The 19,304-nt window shown below is 39.2% G+C and carries 17 protein-coding genes; 10 read left to right on the forward strand and 7 right to left on the reverse strand.

Features of this window, described 5'->3' with window-relative positions:
• Positions 1–118: 118 nt before the first annotated feature.
• From gshB to I6F42_RS07615, 4 genes are all read right to left on the reverse strand, one after another.
• Positions 119–1,069 carry a glutathione synthase gene (gshB, locus tag I6F42_RS07600; protein WP_007585399.1) on the reverse strand — a complete coding sequence of 317 codons (951 nt, stop codon included), beginning with the start codon at positions 1,067–1,069 and terminating at the stop codon, positions 119–121.
• A 54-nt stretch (positions 1,070–1,123) separates the two neighbouring features.
• Complete coding sequence (gene rsmE / locus I6F42_RS07605; protein ID WP_197151664.1) at positions 1,124–1,858, reverse strand: 16S rRNA (uracil(1498)-N(3))-methyltransferase; 735 nt, start codon at positions 1,856–1,858, stop codon at positions 1,124–1,126.
• 69 nt (positions 1,859–1,927) lie between these two features.
• Entirely contained in the window at positions 1,928–2,428 is a 501-nt protein-coding gene (locus I6F42_RS07610) for a hypothetical protein (RefSeq protein ID WP_197151666.1), read from the reverse strand.
• A gap of 62 nt (positions 2,429–2,490) precedes the next feature.
• The gene (locus I6F42_RS07615) at positions 2,491–3,384 is read right to left on the reverse strand and encodes a hypothetical protein (RefSeq protein WP_197151668.1); all 894 of its coding nucleotides are present in this window, start codon (positions 3,382–3,384) and stop codon (positions 2,491–2,493) included.
• 77 nt (positions 3,385–3,461) lie between these two features.
• Between I6F42_RS07615 and glnE the strand changes: the two genes are divergently transcribed.
• Positions 3,462–6,257, forward strand: coding sequence for a bifunctional [glutamate--ammonia ligase]-adenylyl-L-tyrosine phosphorylase/[glutamate--ammonia-ligase] adenylyltransferase (gene glnE, locus I6F42_RS07620; protein ID WP_197151669.1), 2,796 nt, complete (start codon positions 3,462–3,464; stop codon positions 6,255–6,257).
• Between the two features lie 64 nt (positions 6,258–6,321).
• Here the strand turns inward: glnE and I6F42_RS07625 are convergent, their stop codons facing one another.
• From I6F42_RS07625 to tolC, 3 genes are all read right to left on the reverse strand, one after another.
• On the reverse strand, positions 6,322–6,894 hold the full coding sequence (locus tag I6F42_RS07625) for a toxin co-regulated pilus biosynthesis Q family protein (RefSeq protein ID WP_169044302.1): 573 nt from the start codon (positions 6,892–6,894) through the stop codon (positions 6,322–6,324).
• Positions 6,895–6,935: 41 nt separating this feature from the next.
• Positions 6,936–7,865: an LpxL/LpxP family Kdo(2)-lipid IV(A) lauroyl/palmitoleoyl acyltransferase gene (gene lpxL, locus I6F42_RS07630; RefSeq protein WP_010553290.1), complete on the reverse strand. Its 930-nt coding sequence runs from the start codon at positions 7,863–7,865 to the stop codon at positions 6,936–6,938.
• Between the two features lie 110 nt (positions 7,866–7,975).
• Positions 7,976–9,331 (reverse strand): outer membrane channel protein TolC, encoded by a 1,356-nt coding sequence (gene tolC, locus I6F42_RS07635; protein ID WP_010553289.1) that lies wholly within the window; start codon positions 9,329–9,331, stop codon positions 7,976–7,978.
• A gap of 151 nt (positions 9,332–9,482) precedes the next feature.
• On the opposite strand from tolC, the gene I6F42_RS07640 reads away from it, so the two are divergent.
• The 9 genes from I6F42_RS07640 to rraB all read left to right on the forward strand — a co-directional run bounded on the left by I6F42_RS07640 (position 9,483) and on the right by rraB (position 18,549).
• Positions 9,483–10,109: an NUDIX domain-containing protein gene (locus tag I6F42_RS07640; RefSeq protein WP_010553288.1), complete on the forward strand. Its 627-nt coding sequence runs from the start codon at positions 9,483–9,485 to the stop codon at positions 10,107–10,109.
• Positions 10,110–10,135: 26 nt separating this feature from the next.
• Positions 10,136–10,594: a DUF1249 domain-containing protein gene (locus tag I6F42_RS07645; protein ID WP_007585381.1), complete on the forward strand. Its 459-nt coding sequence runs from the start codon at positions 10,136–10,138 to the stop codon at positions 10,592–10,594.
• A complete protein-coding gene (locus I6F42_RS07650; protein WP_007585379.1) occupies positions 10,581–11,366 on the forward strand; it encodes a metallophosphoesterase in 786 nt (261 codons plus the stop codon). Before I6F42_RS07645 ends, I6F42_RS07650 begins: the two co-directional genes overlap by 14 nt.
• A complete protein-coding gene (locus tag I6F42_RS07655; RefSeq protein WP_007585377.1) occupies positions 11,351–11,911 on the forward strand; it encodes a YqiA/YcfP family alpha/beta fold hydrolase in 561 nt (186 codons plus the stop codon). Before I6F42_RS07650 ends, I6F42_RS07655 begins: the two co-directional genes overlap by 16 nt.
• A 108-nt stretch (positions 11,912–12,019) precedes the next feature.
• Positions 12,020–13,909 carry a DNA topoisomerase IV subunit B gene (gene parE, locus I6F42_RS07660; protein ID WP_197151670.1) on the forward strand — a complete coding sequence of 630 codons (1,890 nt, stop codon included), beginning with the start codon at positions 12,020–12,022 and terminating at the stop codon, positions 13,907–13,909.
• A gap of 29 nt (positions 13,910–13,938) precedes the next feature.
• Positions 13,939–15,033, forward strand: coding sequence for a sorbosone dehydrogenase family protein (locus tag I6F42_RS07665; protein WP_007585374.1), 1,095 nt, complete (start codon positions 13,939–13,941; stop codon positions 15,031–15,033).
• A gap of 10 nt (positions 15,034–15,043) precedes the next feature.
• Positions 15,044–17,338, forward strand: a complete 2,295-nt coding sequence (gene parC / locus I6F42_RS07670; protein ID WP_010553285.1) for a DNA topoisomerase IV subunit A — start codon at positions 15,044–15,046, stop codon at positions 17,336–17,338.
• A gap of 162 nt (positions 17,339–17,500) precedes the next feature.
• The gene (locus I6F42_RS07675) at positions 17,501–18,214 is read left to right on the forward strand and encodes a 1-acylglycerol-3-phosphate O-acyltransferase (protein WP_024590693.1); all 714 of its coding nucleotides are present in this window, start codon (positions 17,501–17,503) and stop codon (positions 18,212–18,214) included.
• Positions 18,214–18,549, forward strand: a complete 336-nt coding sequence (gene rraB / locus I6F42_RS07680) for a ribonuclease E inhibitor RraB (RefSeq protein ID WP_007585369.1) — start codon at positions 18,214–18,216, stop codon at positions 18,547–18,549. Before I6F42_RS07675 ends, rraB begins: the two co-directional genes overlap by 1 nt.
• The last annotated feature ends 755 nt before the right edge of the window (positions 18,550–19,304 follow it).

The raw sequence follows: 19,304 nt of genomic DNA on the forward strand, positions 1-19,304 counted from the left end.
GCACATACCTTTGTTTTTAAAACTAAAAAAGCACTTTCATACAGTTTAAAAATTAATAGTTAACAACTATATTAAAATTTATGACACGAAAGTGCTTTTAATAACGATAGGTAGATACTTATTTATCTAGCTTTCTTTCAATGGCATCAAACAAAATACCTGTAATAGAAATATCATAAGCAGCTTCAATTTCGCGCACGCACGTTGGTGCAGTTACGTTAATTTCAGTTAATTTATCGCCAATAATATCTAAACCTACAAATATTAAGCCTTTTTCTTTAAGCGTTGGTGCAACCGCTTGCGCTATTTTTAAATCTGACTCGCTAAGTGGACGGGCTTCGCCTCGACCGCCAACAGCTAAATTACCGCGTGTTTCACCATTTTGTGGAATTCGCGCTAAACAATACGGAATAACCTCACCATCAATAACCAATACGCGCTTGTCGCCTTGTTTGATCTCTGGGATGTAATTTTGCACCATAGCAAAGCGGCTGCCGTGCTCGGTTAGCGTTTCACAAATTACACCAATGTTGGCATCGTCTTCTCTAAGGCGGAAAATAGATGCGCCACCCATGCCATCAAGGGGTTTTAAAATAATGTCTTTATGCTCGGCTAAAAACTCACGAATTTGTTTTTGGCTACGTGTAACAAGTGTGTCTGGCGTATGTTCGCTAAACCATGCTGTAAATAGCTTTTCGTTAGCATCGCGAAGGCTTTGTGGCTTGTTAATTATTAACGTACCTTCTTGCTCTGCACGCTCTAAAATATACGTTGCGTAAATGTATTCGGTATCAAAAGGAGGATCTTTTCGCATTAAAATAACATCAAGGTCGGCAAGGGCTATAGTGGCTTTTTCTTCAAGCTCGTACCATTTTTCTGCATTATTAAACACTTGCGCTTTAGACGCTGTAGCGTACGACTTACCTTTACGAAGAGATAAATCATCCATCTCCATATAATAAATTTCGTAGCCGCGTTCTTGCGCTTGCATCATCATTGCAAAACCGGTGTCTTTTTTGATGTTAAATCCACTAATAGGATCTGAAATAATACCTAACTTAATTGCCATGCGCTGTGCCTTACTATAAATGTTACTGTTTATATGAGGGTGCTTTTAGTTATTTCAATTAGCTAAATCGCCAAATTGAAGTTGTAATGCACTTAAGACCGTTAAAGCGGCTGTTTCCGTTCGTAAAACGCGCGGGCCTAAGCGAATATCCACAAAGTCTAGTTGTTTAGTTAGTGCCATTTCATCGTCGGTAAAGCCGCCTTCTGGGCCGACTAAAAAGCGTACGCCATCTTTAGGTACCGTAATGGTTTTAATGCTGTGCTCAGCACGAGGGTGAAGAGTGAGCTTAATTGCATTGGTTTGTTGTGCAAGCCATTGTTTTAAATCTACAGGGGGATGAATAATTGGCACAAAATTACGCCCAGATTGCTCTGCCGCTGCTATTGCAATTTTTTGCCATTGTTGGTGTTTTTTCTCAAGACGATCGCCCATTAGTTTCACGCCACAGCGCTGACTAAAAATAGGGGTGATTTCGGTAATGCCCAGTTCAACTGACTTTTGAATTGTAAAATCCATTTTATCACCACGGGATACACACTGGCCTAAATGAATTTTAAGCGGGGATTCTACATCATGAGGATTAAGCTCTAACGGCATTACGACGACTGTTTTTTTTGTTACCTCAATTATTTCACTAAGGTATTCGCCGCCTTCGCCATTAAAAATAGATACATGCTCGCCTACTTTCATGCGCAGCACTCTGCCAATATGCCCTGCAGCATCGTCATCTAAAGTTACAGGGGTGTTTAGGGCAATACTCGATGTTTGATAAATATGAGGAACTCGCATAGGGCGTCACTTATTACTTAGCGTAAAAATATATACTGCTATGGTAAGTAAGCTGGGAGCTGTGCGCAATTATTTATTTTTATTAAGTTGCTCTGCAAGGTCTATTAAATCTTGTGGTGTGTGCGCTATATCGTGATGATTTTGCGAAGGTTCTGTTAACGTCTCGTCAGTAACTAGGCTTAGTGTATAGCCTGTATCATCAAAGCTTATTAAAAAGCGCTCTTCATGTAACGAGTTATAAATAAAGCGTTGTTTATCGCTTGCTAGTAAGTAATCGGTACTATTAAAAAGGACTCCGCGTAAATCGTGATGCTCTTTTAGATAGTTAATTAATTCAGAAACGCTTATTTCGTTTTCAAGGTCGCAATAACTATAGTCTTTAATAAGTTCGTCAAACATCATTTTTACTAACTGGCGGGTATTACTGCCTGCTGCAATAAGCGTACTCGCTTTTGTTTTACCATTATTATTTACATAGTATTCGGCAAATGCTCGGCTAAATTCGTTGTCTATGTCAATTAACAAGTAATTCGTTATTTCAAGTGGCATAGAGCTAGGACCTTGTTGCATTTAAGTAATTACCATTATTACTTAAATGCAGACTTTTAATGGCTGTATTTTAGTAAAAAGGTCTAAAGAGAAAACATGCTAATAAGTAAATAGCCTATAGCACAAAAAACAGCAAACTCTATACATGCTACCCCAATATTATCTTGATGGTCTATTTCAAGAGCCGTATCAATATTTGGTAAAGAGATAACTTTTATCACATACGTTAAGCTGTAAAGTAGTATCCACATTACACCGCAATGCATAACGAGTGTAAATATGTTTTCTACCATTTTACCATTTTGAAATGCTGCGCTAGATAAACCAGCATACACAGCCAATGCTAAACCGATTGATTTGCCAGCATACCTTATACCAATAGATGTATTTTCTAGGTTAAAGTTACTTTGTAGCGAAGCTCCTTGATTTGCTTTTGCAAAACGGTGTTCTCGTATTTTACTATCCAGTGCAAACATTCCTTGCAGTGCAAAAAAGCTAACACAAGCAATAAGTAAGTTGCTAAATCCCTGTGTGTGCGTCCACGTGTACAAGCCAAGTGCGATAATACAGTTAGCGATTAACATGCCTGAATCTACCAATGCAGCACATACATTTTGTTTTAGTATGGCAGCTTCTTCGTTAAACCTGTGAAGTATCCATTTTCTGTGAATTAAATGACCCACTTTTATAAAAGTGAATAAAAGAATAATAATAATTAACACTTTTAACGGGTTTGACTGTGCGGTACTTATGCTTATTTCGTCAAATAAGAAAGCCATAGTGGCTATAACAACTGATATTTCAGATGCAAAACTAATACCCATGGCAAAGTTGTCGTGTTGTGCTAGCTCATCTTTAAGCGCTTGTTTTGCTTTGATTTGAGTGACAACTCGTAAACAAAAAATAGTTATGCAAATAACCGCAAAACTAATGGCAATCGCAATAAAACTAGTGTTAGATAAAGACAAATATGACATGGTGATCCTAATTAAGTTAACCTTTCTAGGTTTTAATCATTCTAGTACGGTTATTGATGATATAAAAGAGAGGATTGATGAGTAACGTAAAGCAACTTCCTATTCAATTACAAAAACTTGGCTTGATGCGCTTTGAACAGTTATACCCGCAGCAAAGTAAACAAAGTGAAGTTGTAAGGTTATTAGCATTAAGCGACTTTGCTTGGCGCAGTTTAGAATCACAACCTGATTTAAATACTTGGCTATTATGCAAAGACGAAATACATAATAGAGTAATAGATTCTCCTTTTAAAAACCTTAACTTAGCTGACATTGATGAAGTGCAGTGCCATAAAGTACTTCGCCAATATCGTGAAAAGTACTGGCTCAAAGTCGCCTTTTTAGATTTATGCTGTAACAATCCCATTGCCGATAGTATTAATTACATAAGTCAACTGGCTGACATGCTAATAAATAGTGCTAACCAATGGGCGCATGCACAGGTGGCAAAAGTAAATGGTGAGCCGCTTGATGAGCAAAACCAAGCAATGCCGTTAATGGTGTTGGGTATGGGAAAACTTGGCGGACAAGAGCTAAATTACTCCTCTGATATTGATCTCATTTTTGCATATCCGCGCAGTACAAAAACCCAAGGTGGCCGCAGAAGCCTTGAGGCCCAAGTATTTTATACCAAAGTTGCACAAAAACTCATTGCATCACTTAACCAAGCCACCGGTGACGGGCAGGTATTTAGGGTTGATATGCGCCTACGCCCGTTTGGCGAAAGTGGCCCTTTGGTTATGAGCTTTAATGCCATTGAAGATTACTACCAAGAACAAGGTCGCGACTGGGAACGCTACGCAATGTTAAAGGGACGCTTAATTGGCACGCCTAATAAATATTGGGATGAATTTATTAAGCTTTTAAAGCCGTTTGTTTATCGCCGGTATATTGATTTTTCGGTGATTGAATCTTTGCGTAAAATGAAGTTAATGATTGCACAAGAGGTTCGCCGTAAACGCTTAACTAATAATATAAAACTAGGCGCTGGTGGTATTCGTGAAGTTGAATTTATAGTGCAAGCCCTACAAATGGTACGAGGTGGGCGAGAGGCTAATTTACAAACTCAATCATTACTTAAAGCATTAAATGAGCTGGCACTTAACCAAGTTATAGATGAGCAAGAAGCGAGCGAGCTTAAACGCAATTACCTTTATTTGCGAAAAGTTGAACAGTACTTACAAATATTTGATGATCAGCAAACGCAAACACTCCCCGATGATGAATTGAACCAGCAGCGCTTAAATTTATTATTAGAACAAGCTGATTTTTCTGCCACTTTAATCACTATTGAAAAGGTAATGAAGCAAGTTAACGGCGAGTTTGCACTCGTTATTGGTGAAGAAACCGCGCCACTAGATACCTGTGAAGGTGCATTTATTAGTGCTTGGGATCATGGCGACGTGAGCTTTCTAAAAGAGGCTAGAGATGAATGGCAAGCACCCCTTAACGATTTTAAATTAAGGCTGTCTAAGGTAAATATAGGTAACCGAGGGCGTGAAACCCTTGATAAATTAATGCCTGTTTTATTGAGTCAGTTAAATGACTTTAATGCCAGCGCAGCTGCTTTTACAATGGTTTGCCAAATTTTTAATAAGATAATTTCACGTACTGCTTATTTAGAATTGCTGTACGAAAACCAAGGTGCATTAAAGCAACTTGTTTTACTGTGTTGTCATAGCAAATGGATAGGCGAGCATATTTCTCGCTACCCTATATTGCTGGATGAGCTAATAGACCCGGCTGTTCTTTATAAACCGACACCATTAACCGCTTATAAAGATGAAATAAGACAGTATTTTTTACGAATAGAGCATGACGATTTAGAACTGCAAATGGAGTCGCTTAGGCAATTTAAGCAAACGCATCAATTACGAATTGCTGCTGCTGATGCAACCGGTGTTCTTGATGTAATGAAAGTAAGCGATCACTTAACCGTATTGGCTGAAGCGATTGTTGATCAAGCTGTTAATATTGCATGGCATAACACCGTTAAGCGTTTTGGTATGCCCCCTGGCACTGATGATGAAAACAAAGGTTTTGCTGTTATTGCATATGGTAAAACAGGCGGCTTAGAAGTAGGGTACGATTCAGATTTAGATTTGGTGTTTGTGCATAATCATGATGGCTCAAGCCAAACCAATGGTGAAAAACCGATAGATTCTCGCCAGTTTTATTTAAAACTCGCTCAGCGCTTAATGCATTTATTTAATACTCGTACTGCATCGGGTATTTTGTATGAGCTTGATACGCGATTACGCCCTGAAGGTGCATCAGGTTTACTTGCTATCAATTTAGAGAGCTTTAATCACTATCAGCAAACTCAAGCATGGACGTGGGAACATCAAGCACTTGTGCGGGCTCGGTTAATTTTGGGCCAAGACGATCTTATAGAGCGTTTTTCACAAATTCGTAAAAGTATTCTTTGCCAACAGCGCGATGATACCGTGTTAAAAGCCGATGTAATAAAAATGCGCGAAAAAATGCGCGACCACTTGGCGAAGGGGAATACTGAGCAATTTGACTTAAAACAAGATATTGGTGGTATGGCTGATATTGAGTTTATTACGCAATATTTAGTACTTAAACACGCGAATGAGTTTGAGCAGCTTACCGTTTATTCAGATAACGTAAGAATATTAACGGATGCAGCAAATATAGGCTGTATTACTAAAGAGCAAAAACAGCAGTTGATCAAAGCGTATATTGATTATCGCTCGTGTTATCACGTGCTGAGCTTGGATCAAAAAGGCAAATTGATCTCGCGAGAAGCTTTTTTACAAGATATTACTAACGTAACGAATATTTGGAATAGTATTTTTGAACTGAACTGAACTGAACTGAACTAAAAAACCCAAGTGCTTGCTTGGGTTTTTGTGTATATAAACATTTAAATAGTTAAACGTTTAGTTTTAAACAGTTTGTACGTACAAATTCTGAGGGTAACTCGGTAATAACAGCCGCTCTTTGCTTATGGCAAAAGTAAGTATAAACCTCATACTCAAAGTCATCATTTATAGCGCGGCCAATTTGATAAAGTGCAGAAGTAAAGTTACTGTCTACTCTAAAATGATCTTTAACTACGTAGTCTTTACTTAAATACCAGTAAAGCTCAATACCTTCATTTTTTGCGTATTTATTGAGTACGTTTTTAAGTGTTGTGCCATTTTCAAAGCGCCTCGGTTCAACTTTTCCAGTCCAACTTGTTGGCATAGGATCAACTGTTCGCGCACGTTCAGCCAATACTCTATCTAAGGTTTGTTCTGGTGTTTTAAGCTTTAAAACAAATTTATCTCGTTCTTTATTACTTTTTACTTGGTTACGAATAGAAGAGTAAAATCGTGACAATCCTTCGGCGGCTGCATTTTTAGACTTTTTTATATCGAATACAGAACCATCACCCAACAGAAAGTATACGGCGAGTGCTATTAACACAACTGCAAATGATAAATGTCTAATCCAAAACCACATTATTATTCCCCACCTTGTTTGTTCCTATTATTGTTATACCATTACTTTTTATAAAAAGAAGGGGTATTTTTATCAGGTCGAGTTTTAAAACGACGGTGTAGCCACATGTATTGCTCTGGTGCAGCATTTATACATAGCTCTACACGTTGATTAACGCGTATTACATCAGCTTTATCATCACCACTGGGGAAGTTTTCAAGCTCAGGTACTACCTCTAAATGGTACTTACCATTTTCGTCACGGCGAGAGATTAAGCTCATAGTTTCGCAGTTTTTACTGCCAGCAAACATAAGAGTACCTGTTGTAGTTGCAGTGTCGGGAACAGCGTAAAATGGCACAAATTCACAGCGGTTACGGCCGTAATCTTGATCGGGTAAGTAATAGCATACTTTTTTATTTTTTAATGATTTAAGCAAACCTTTTACATCTTTTCGGCCAATTAAGTATTCGTTAGAACGAAGACGGCCATTAGTTGTAAAGTATTCCATTAGTGCGTTGTTGTGAGGACGATAAAAGCCTAAGCCTTGGCATTTCAATCCCATCACACGACTAGCCATTTCAAGATGCAAGATATGGGGTACAAGTAATAAAATACCTTTACCAGAGGCTTGTACACGCTCAAAGTGCTCTAGACCTTTGATTGAACCATATACACTTTCAACTCGCCACTGCGGCCACCACCAGGCCATACCAGTCTCAACCATAGCAATGCCGGTATTTTCCATATTTTTGAGTACAAGATCTTTTTGATCTGCTGCGCTCATATCAGGAAAACATAATTTAATGTTAACTTCTGCAATATGGCGACGGCGTTTCATAAACTTATGAACTAAGCGGCCAAGTTGTTTACCCATCGCCAACTGTAGTTTTTGTGGCAACCAAGAGATCAAATATAAAAATAAAACGCCAACCCACGTTAACCAGTATCGAGGGCCTAAAAAAGATGCTTTAAAAGGAGAAGAAGTGACCACAAAAATCTCTCTGAGAATAAAAACGATAGTTTAACGCTAAGCGCTGTAAAATACAAAAAGCCAGCATTTAGCTGGCTTTTAATGTGTTCATACTATGCGAGTAATGAAATTTAAGCGGCTTTTAAACCTTGATTTATAGCCACTAAATCTTCACTTGTTAGTGTTCCCGCAGCTTGTTTTAAGCGAAGGGTAGATAACACATAGCGGTAACGTACATCTGCAAGGTTACGCTTTGCATCGTATAAGTTTTGCGTACTTACTAGTACGTCAACAATGGTACGCGTACCTACTTCAAAACCGGCTTCAGTTGCTTTAAGCGCACTTTGAGCTGAAACAACAGCTTGCTCTAGCGCTTTGTAAGTAGCAATGTCTGAAACAACTTGGTTATAAGATGTAATCACTGTGCGAGTTACTGCACGATAATTTGTTTCATAGTCTTGGCTAGCACCTACGTAAAATGCACGGGCCTGATTTGTTGCAGCAACTGTAGCACCACCTGAATATAAAGGTACGCTAAAGTTAAGCCCTACAGAGCTTGAGTCTGAACGTGGCTGATCATCAAAGTTAGCGCCATTTATTTGATTGTCTGTAAGAGAATCGCCGTAACTAGCACTTAGGGTTAGTTTTGGGTAATGACCCGCTTTTGCTAATTCAATTTGATCTTTTGCAATATCAACCGTTACTTTAGACACTTGCAGGTTTATATTTTTATCTTCAGCTATTTTAACAAAGTCGCTTGAGCGCTTAGTTGGTTTAGTTGTTGAGAAAGTATCTGTATTTAAAAAATCTAATTTTTCGTGGTATTTACCTGTAATCTCACGAAGTTGCTCGCGTGCTGTTTCTACAGCATTACCTGCAATAATTTCTTGAGCTACAGAGTTATCAAACTGAGCTTGCGCTTCGTGTACGTCCGTAATAGCTGTTAGGCCAACTGCATAACGTTGTTTTGTTTGCTCAAGTTGACGTTCAATTGCACGTTTTTCAGCTTCAACAAATTCTAGGTTATCGCTTGCACTTAATACGTTAAAATAACCCTCAGCAACGCGTACAATTAAGTTTTGTTTAGCTGCATCGTATAGGCCGCTTGCTTGAAGCGCTTGCTTGTCGGCAATATCTAACGTATTCCAGGCACCTAAATCAAATAATGTTTGGCTTAAGCTTACACCGCGAGAGAATTGGTCTGTATCACTTTCAACTTTTACTTGGTTAGATAAGTCGCCAACGCTTTGGTACGACGTTGCATCGCTTTTTGTATAACCCATAGTTAAACCAATTTGAGGTAATAGTGCACTCATCGCCAAATCGCTTTGGTAAGACTGCGCATCGGCTTGGGCTTTTGCTTTTAAAACAGTAGGATCGTTAGCTGTCGCTATTTCAAAAACTTGTAGTAAATCTTCAGCTTTCACTGCTGTTGCACCTAGTGCGCATGATAAACTAACTAGCGCCGCAAGAATGTTCTTTTTCATGTGGGGTTCGGTCCTTAGACAATTTTTGTACTAAAAGCATGTTAACCTGTTTTACTCCATAACAAAAAAAATAATTAGTAAAACAGTATGTTCAAGTGTAACAGAATATATTAACGCATTTTAAAGCTTTAGATAAGTAGGAGGTAGGTACGTGGTTGATAAAAAGCTCGTTCAATTTACACATAAAGATGTGAATTTAAAGCCAATAAAAAACCTTTATAAAGGTTTTTTTCAGGTTGATTTATACCAATTTGAACATGCTCTTTTTGCGGGTGGAAAATCTAAAGTAATTAGCCGAGAAATATTAGAACGTGGCGATGCAATTGCAGTACTCCCTTACGATCCAATTTCAGATACTGTTCTTTTAATTGAGCAAATACGTATTGGCGCTATTAAAAGCAAGCATTCGCCTTGGCTGCTAGAGTGTATAGCCGGAATGACAGACGGCAGTACGGATTACGAATCAGTTGTTAAAAAGGAAGCGTATGAAGAGGCAGGGCTTGAGCTAACTGAGCTTGAGTTTATGCTTTCATATTTATCAAGTCCTGGTGGTACAACTGAGCGCTTGCATTTGTATTTAGCGCGTACTGACTTAAGCCAAGTGAAATCAGGTGTATATGGTCTTGAAACTGAAGGCGAGGATATAAAAACTCATATTTTATCGGTTGATGATGCGCTAATGCGCCTCAATAACGGTGAAATGGATAATGCGGCAACGGTTATTTGTATGCAGTGGCTTGCGCTAAATCGCGAAAAAATGGCAAGTAAATGGGCATAAACTCTTACTAATATTATGGTGGTACTTTGACAGCACAATTAGCAACAAAGCGATATATTCAGAGCCTCCCAAAGTATTTAACACTTTGTGAGCATAACTATGTGCGACTATTAAAGTTGTTACCGAGCGAGCGCAATATAGGAAGCATTCGTGAAGTTAAACTTGGCAACAGTGAGTTTGCTACAAAAATTGATGGCAGCGCAAAATACACTATGGATATTTCAATTAAGCAGCTAACAGGAATGGTTAAAGGGATTACGCCACTGTATTTAACGGTACGCATGTATCACGATGCCAAAGTGGCTGAAATTGTTCATCACGATTATCATCAACGCATAAAACCTTCTTATGGATACCCTAACCCTAAAATGCATCAAAAAGATGAAAAGTATCAACTTAATGCATTTTTATACGACTGGTTAGTGGCCTGTGTAGAGCACGGGCAAGCAACATTAAATTGGGATGTAAATAATGGCTTGGTTTGATGATACATATACATTTGATAAATCATCTTTGTGCATTGCGCATATTACTGACAGCCATTTATTTGCAGACAAAAGCGGTGAGTACTTTACTGTAAATACCGCAGATCATTTTGAACAAGCCTTGGCACACATAGCAAAACAATCAATAGACTGCATTATTTTTGGTGGCGATTTAACACAAGATCATAGTTTTGAATCGTACTTATTATTTAGTGAACTTATAAATGCCAGTGACATTACTTGTCCTGTATTTTGGGTGCCAGGTAATCATGATGAACTAGCAATGCTTAATCGCATAAGTGGTGGGCAAATAAATTCGGCTAAACATATTATTGCTAATGGGATTGAGCTACTTCTTATTAATTCTAAAGGGCCCACGCCCGCAGGATGGGTTACTGGCACGCATTTAGATGAAGTAACGGACGCTTTAGTCAACTCGAATAATAGTAAAGTTATATTTTGTCATCATAATCCGCTGCCAATAAACGGCTACCTTGATAAACACTTATTAGAAAATGGCCCACAGCTTTTAAATATCTTAGTTAATAGTAATAATGTATCTGCGCTTTTTCATGGGCATGTGCACAATGATTACGAACAAAGTTTTAGAGGGCTGCCCATATATGCGACCCCGGCCAGCTCAATACAGTTTGTAAAGCACACTTCACAGTGGGAGCAAAAAAATGCGGGGCCAGCTTACAGAACGCTAAATATAAAGAGTAAAAAAGATAAAGTAGAAGTAAAAACGGAAGTAGTATGGCTAAACGCGTAATTTATATTCATGGCTTTAATAGTTCACAAAAATCATATAAAGCTGTGCGCTTTGGTGAGCTTATGGCAAACTATGACGTTGATTATTGTGTACCGAACTTAAACCACGAGCCCCTACAAGCTATAATTGAGCTTGAACAATTACTAACGCCAAATACCGTTTTATTAGGTAGCTCGTTAGGTGGTTTTTTTGCCACGTATTTATCGCAGCGTTATCAAATTCCTGCAGTGGTTATTAATCCCGCGGTCGCACCCTATAATTTATTACAGTCGTTACTTGGACCTAATTATAATCCGTATCAAGATTATCATTACGATTTAAATAACAGTCATATTGAGGCACTTAAATTACTCGCTGTAGATAAATTAGCATACCCTGAGTTACTGTACTTATTACAGCAAACAGGCGATGAAGTGTTGAACTTTCAACACGCAGTAAAATATTATTCGCAATGCAAGCAATTGATAGAATTTGGTGGCGATCATAGCTACGTTGAATTTGAACGCACCTTTGCAAGTATTGTAGATTTTCTTAAAATCACGTAAAACTAGTTAGCCTGAACTGAGGTTAGTTACTATATTAACGCTTTAGCGCATATAACAATAAAACTAGTAAAACGTATTAGAGCCTTAGCGGATATAAAGACAAAAACTATGAGTGATCAAAATTATAACGCCGAAGCCATTGAAGTACTTAATGGATTAGATCCGGTAAAACGACGCCCAGGGATGTACACAGATACAACACGTCCCAATCATTTAGGCCAAGAGGTTATCGATAACAGTGTCGATGAAGCTATGGCGGGTCATGCTACTCGTATCGACGTAATACTCCACGAAGACAATTCGCTTGAAGTAAGTGATGACGGGCGTGGTATGCCTATTGATATTCACCCAGAAGAAGGTATCCCTGGGGTTGAATTGATCTTCACTAAATTACACGCCGGTGGTAAGTTTTCTAATAAAAACTACCAATTTTCGGGTGGTTTACACGGTGTAGGTATTTCGGTAGTAAATGCGTTATCTACGCGTGTAGAAGTAACAGTAAGGCGCGACGCTCAGCAATTTAGAATGGCATTTGAAAGCGGCGATAAAGTAGAAGACTTAAACGTAATTGGTACAGTCGGTAAACGTAACACCGGCACTACGGTTCGTTTTTGGGCTGATGTTAGCTATTTTGATTCTCCAAACTATTCAATTACCAAGCTTAATCATTTATTAAAAGCCAAAGCGGTGTTATGCCCAGGACTGCGTATTAAGTTTGTTAATAAGCAAACAAAAGAAACCAAAGAATGGTTTTACGAAACAGGCTTAAAAGATTACCTAATTGAAGCCGTTAAAGGGTTTGAAACATTACCGCAAGACCCATTTGTAGGTGAATTTAAAAGTTCAATTGAAGGCGCTGACTGGGCTGTTGTATGGCTACCAGAAGGTGGTGAATCAATAGCTGAAAGCTACGTAAACCTTATTCCTACCGCGCAAGGTGGTACGCATGTAAATGGTTTACGCCAAGGCTTACTTGAAGCAATGCGTGAATTTTGTGAGTTTAGAAACTTACTCCCTCGTGGTGTGAAATTAACTCCTGATGACATTTGGGATCGTTGTAGTTACGTGTTGTCGGTTAAAATGCAGGACCCTCAATTTGCCGGTCAAACAAAAGAAAAACTATCATCACGCTCGTGTTCTGCGTTTGTATCGGGGGTTGTAAAAGACTCGTTTAGTTTATGGTTAAATGAACATACAGATACCGCAGAGTTATTAGCTGAGTTATGTATTTCAAATGCACAAACTCGCTTGCGTGCAGCTAAAAAAGTAGTGCGTAAACGTGTTACTGCAGGTCCTGCTTTACCGGGTAAACTTACCGATTGTAGCGCGGCCGATAACGACCGTACCGAATTGTTTTTAGTGGAAGGTGATTCTGCTGGTGGCTCTGCTAAACAAGCAAGAGACCGTGAATTTCAGGCTATCATGCCGCTACGTGGTAAAATTTTGAATACCTGGGAAGTTGAGTCAGGCCAAATACTAGCATCACAAGAAGTACACGATATTTCAGTGGCGCTGGGTATTGATCCAGAATCAACCGATATGTCGGCATTACGCTACAATAAAATTTGTATATTGGCCGATGCTGACTCGGATGGACTACACATCGCAACACTATTATGTGCACTGTTTGTCCGCCATTTCCCAGAGTTAGTAAAAACGGGGCATGTGTATGTAGCAATGCCGCCATTATTTAGAATCGATATTGGTAAAGAAGTTTATTACGCACTTGATGAGCAAGAAAAAACCGCTATTTTGGCGCGCATAGAAGCCGAGAAAAAACGCGGAAAAGTAAACGTACAACGATTCAAAGGTCTGGGTGAAATGAACCCGTTACAACTGCGTGAAACCACGATGGATCCAAATACACGACGTTTAGTGCAGCTTACGCTTGATGAAGAAGTAGAAACCATGGAGATGATGGATATGCTGCTTGCTAAGAAACGATCGCCTGATCGTCGTCAATGGTTAGAAGATCATGGTAACAAGGCACTCGTTTAATTACCTGTGCTTAACACTAGGAGAGGCGAATGAAAAAACTACTAGGAAGTTTGCTGTTACTTGGGCTGACTACCGCTCCTGTAATGGCGAAAAATATACTCGATAAGCTCACAGTCGCACCGGGATTTGAAATAAGCTTATTTGCAAATGATGTAGAAAATGCACGTCAAATAGCCGTTTCAAAAAAAGGTATTGTGTATGTTGGCTCCCGTAAAGCGGGCAACGTATATGCGCTTATTGATCATAATAGCGATGGCGTAGCAGATAAAAAAATTGTTGTGGCTAAAGGCCTAAACATGCCCTCTGGCATAGCAATTAAAGATGGCGATTTATACGTAGGCGAAGTACATCGTATTATTCGCTTTAAAAATATTGATACCCAATTGAAAGATCCAAAATTTGATGTGGTTTATAACGCATTACCGAGCGAGCGTCATCATGGTTGGAAATTTTTACGTTTTGCACCAACGGGCGAGCTAATCATTCCGGTGGGTGTACCGTGTAATATTTGTGCTGAGGATGAACGTTTTGGCCGTATTTTTGCGCTTAATGTAGAAACAAAACAAATAAAAACAATAGCCAAGGGCGTTAGAAACACCGTCGGTTTTGATTTTCATCCAGCTACTCAAGCTTTATGGTTTAGTGATAACGGTCGCGACATGATGGGCGATGATATTCCGCCTGATGAGTTAAACCGTGCAACGCAAGAAGGAGAGCATTTTGGTTTTCCGTATGTTCATGCCGGCGCAATTATTGACCCTGAGTTTGGGGAAGGTAAAAATATTGCCGATTACACGTCGCCAGCTCTTGCACTTGCTGCGCATGTAGCGCCACTGGGCATTCATTTTTATAACGGTAAGCAATTTCCAGCAAGCTATAAGCAACAATTATTTGTTGCTGAACATGGCTCATGGAACCGTTCTAAAAAGTCAGGTTATAAAGTAGGGCTAGCAACAATTGAAGTAGGTCGCGTAACTAAATATACGCCATTTATTACTGGCTTTATGAAAGACGAAACAACATTTGGACGCCCTGTTGCATTTGCAGAATTAGGTGACGGCAGTCTGTTAGTAAGCGATGATTACGCCAATGTAATCTACCGTGTAAGCTATAAGAAAAACTAGGTAAGCTTTAATGAGTGATACAGATACCTTGCTAATGCAAGGAATTGAGCAACAAACAATGGGGCGTTTTACCGAAGACGCCTATTTAAATTATTCCATGTACGTGATCATGGACCGCGCCTTACCGCATGTAGGTGATGGTTTAAAACCAGTACAGCGTCGTATTATTTATGCGATGAGCGAACTAGGTTTGTCGGCTAACGCCAAGTACAAAAAATCAGCCCGTACAGTGGGTGACGTGCTTGGTAAGTACCATCCACACGGCGACAGTGCATGTTACGAAGCGATGGTATTAATGGCGCAGCCTTTTTCTTACCGCTACCCTTTGGTAGATGGACAAGGAAACTGGGGGGCGGCAGATGACCCTAAATCGTTTGCAGCAATGCGTTATACCGAAGCGCGTTTATCTAAGTTTTCAGAAGTACTGCTTAAAGAGCTTGGCCAAGGCACCGTCGATTGGACACCAAACTTTGATGGCACAATGGATGAACCTGTTGTGCTGCCTTCTCGTTTACCGCATATTTTACTAAACGGTATAACGGGTATTGCCGTAGGTATGGCAACCGATATTCCGCCACATAACGTACGTGAAGTGGCTAGTGCATGTTGTTTATTACTTGATAAACCAAAAACAGAGCTTGAAGAATTACTTGAGCTTGTACATGCACCAGATTACCCAACAGATGCTGAAATAATCACCCCAAAAGCCGATATTCACAAAATATATAAAACCGGTCGCGGGTCTATCAAAATGCGTGCGGTTTACACCGAAGAGCATGGTGATATTGTTATTACAGCGCTGCCGCATCAATGTTCTGGTGGTAAAGTACTTGAGCAAATTGCAGCGCAAATGAACGCTAAAAAATTACCCATGATTGCCGATTTACGTGACGAGTCAGATCACGAAAATCCAACACGCATTGTAATTATTCCGCGCTCAAACCGCATTAAAGCTGAGCCATTAATGGCGCACTTATTTGCAACCACCGATCTTGAAAAAAATTACCGAGTAAACTTAAACATGCTAGGCCTCGATGGCCGCCCGCAAGTTAAAGACTTACGCTGTATTTTAAGTGAGTGGCTAATATTTAGACGCGAAACAGTGCGTCGTCGTTTGCAGTATCGTTTAGATAAAGTATTAGCACGTCTACATATTTTAGAGGGTTTGCTAGCCGCCTTTTTAAATATTGATGAAGTAATTGAAATCATTCGCAGCGAAGATAAACCAAAGCCTGTATTAATGGAGCGCTTTGATTTAACGGATACGCAAGCAGAAGCAATTCTAGAATTAAAACTTCGTCATTTAGCCAAGCTTGAAGAGTTTAAAATTCGTGGTGAGCAAGACGAACTGGCCAAAGAGCGTGATAAATTAGCGCAAATTTTGGGCTCAGAACGTCGTATGTCGACACTGCTTAAAAAAGAAATTCAAGAAGCCGCTGAAATGTATGGTGACGATCGTCGCTCACCAGTGATTGAGCGCTCAGAAGCAAAAGCGCTTAACGAAAAAGATTTAATTCCATCAGAGTCAGTTACTGTTGTGCTATCAGATAAAGGTTGGGCACGTGTTGGTAAAGGTCATGACTTAGATGTACAAGGCTTAAATTATCGCTCAGGTGACGGCTTTAGAGCCTCTGCTCGTGGTAAGAGTAATCAACCTGCGGTATTTTTAGATTCAGCGGGGCGGGCGTTTGCAACCGATGCGCACAGTCTACCTTCGGCGCGTAGCCAAGGGGAGCCAATGACAGGTCGTTTTAACTTAACACCAGGCGCTAATTTTGAGCACGTGGTAATGAGTGAAGACGAGCAAGTATTGCTTATGGCGTCAGATGCAGGTTACGGCTTTATTACCGACTTTAAAGACTTAGTTAGTAAAAATAAAAACGGTAAAGCGCTGGTAAGTGTCCCTAAAGGTGGAATATTACTTTCTCCTATTAGAGTGAACGATGTTGCTAGCGATTACTGTATGGCTATTTCTAACGAAGGTCGAATGCTTTTATTCCCGCTGCGAGACTTACCAAAGTTAGGCAAAGGTAAAGGTAATAAAATCATCTCTATACCAGGTGCTAAAGTACAAGCCCGTGAAGAGTTTGTAAAAGTGCTTGCTGTTGTACCACTAGGAAGCAGTGTTACGCTTCATGCTGGTAAGCGTAAACTAACACTTAAACCAAGTGATTTAGAGCATTATCATGGTGAGCGAGGACGTAGGGGTAATAAACTACCGCGTGGCTTACAGCGTGTTGACGAAGCCGTTGTTGAGCTAACACCTCAAGATGATGAACCAATAGACGTTATTAGCGAAGAGTAGCCAATTACTTTTTTGTATAAATAAAAACGGTCTGCATTTGCAGGCCGTTTTTGTTTTAAAATAAAGAGCTTAAATATTTCAGCGTACACTTGTGCGCTATTGACTCGTTTGTGTCACAAAATAACGCTATAATAATTATAATTCATTTTTGGAGAAGCCCATTTGCTAGCTGTTATACGCGTTTTTATTATGCTGCTGTTTATATTATTCAGTTGTATTTTTGGTTTATTACTTTCGATTGTAAGACCATTTCACCCTAATAATGTACATATTATAGCGGGTTGGTTTGGCTCAATGGCTAAAATGGTTGGCGTTAAGCTAGTTCTAACACGTCATAAAGATGCCGTTGATCCAGGTCCTGCAGTTTATGTTGCTAATCATCAAAATAGCTACGACTTATTTACAGTGCCAGCAATGGTGCCAAAAAACTGCGTAAGTTTGGGTAAAAAGAGCTTAAAGTGGATCCCATTTTTTGGTCAGCTTTATTGGTTGTCGGGTAATATATTAATAGACAGATCGAATCGCTCTAAAGCGGCAGGAACTATCTCAAAAGCAGCCGAAAAAATTAAAAATAATGGCTTATCTGTATGGATGTTTCCAGAAGGCACACGAAGCTATGGAAGAGGGTTACTACCATTCAAAACGGGTGCATTTCACACCGCAATGAGCGCAGATGTACCCATAATTCCGGTATGTATGAATACAACACATAAAACCATTAAGCTAAATCGTTGGGATAATGGTACAATTCACATCGAAATGTTAGCGCCTATACCGCTTGATAAAGAAATTAGCGCGCGTGAGCATGCTAAAAGCGTGCATAGCATTATGGCTGCTAAAATAACTGAATTAGATGCTCAAGTGAGAGAAAAATAATGGAAAACTGGCGTGAAATAAGTGAAGACATCGTAAGTTCACTACTTGAAGATGGGTCAGACCCTGAAATACTTTATGAAGTAGAGCACCACTTTGTGTGTGAAGACTTTCCTAAGTTAGAGCAAGCTGCACTTGCTGCTTTTAAATTGGGTTACGATGTTGAAGAACCAGCAGAGCTTGAGCTTGAAGACGGTAACAAAATTTGGAGCTTTGACATTGTAGTTGAAGCTGAGCTAGACGTAGACGTTATTATGGAAGACGTTGATAAGCTAGCGCAACTAGCCGTTGAGTGCGAAGTTGAGTACGATGGTTGGGGTACTTACTTTCAAGAGTAATTAGCTGACTGTTATAAAAAAGGCGATCATTGCAAAGTGTTCGTCTTTTTTAATGCCTGTAAAAGCGTGCTACCAAACATGCGCTTCCCCTCAGGTTTTTTCTAGGGACGATTACTCTTTGTTGCCTAAATGGATGTGGTAAGGGGCGTGAACAGGACGCGGAAGCTTTGTTCGGTTTTTACTTATTTTCACATAGAAGTAAGCCAGTAGCGTAACGCAGGAGTAGTTACCGAGCCCGCTTGGTTACAAACCCCGCGCCGCGATTTAACCGCCCCTAGATTAAACTAATTTCAATCCGCAAAGGACAACATGCCGAGTTCTGCTAAAGCTTTTAATTAGAACTAAATTGAATCAACCTTCTAGGTGTTTTCAATAATTTATTTAAAACTTATTGGTATGTTTTGTATAAATATTATTAATAAATTATCTATAAAAAATAAAATATCCACCTTCACTGAACTCAAACACCTCTTAAGTTTTTTAAGCTACCCTTCACTAATATAATAATACTTTCATCTTTAAATTCTTATTTCAAATGCATTTCGTTCTGCCATTATTTTGTTTTATTTTGTATAAACAGTCTAAATTAATTGGTTAACCAGTGGTATTCTAGCTAATTAAACTGAACGTAAGCTTTACTGCATAAAATAAAATGAAAACCAATTTTGTTATTACAGGAAATGCGATTTTTGAATTTTTAATAAATTACCAATTAAAGTTTTATTTAATGATTTTTCATTATTTTATATTTTGTT

Origin of the sequence: Pseudoalteromonas sp. SWYJZ12, assembly GCF_015864395.1 — a bacterium.
In the GTDB taxonomy this organism is placed as follows: Bacteria; Pseudomonadota; Gammaproteobacteria; order Enterobacterales; family Alteromonadaceae; genus Pseudoalteromonas; species Pseudoalteromonas arctica.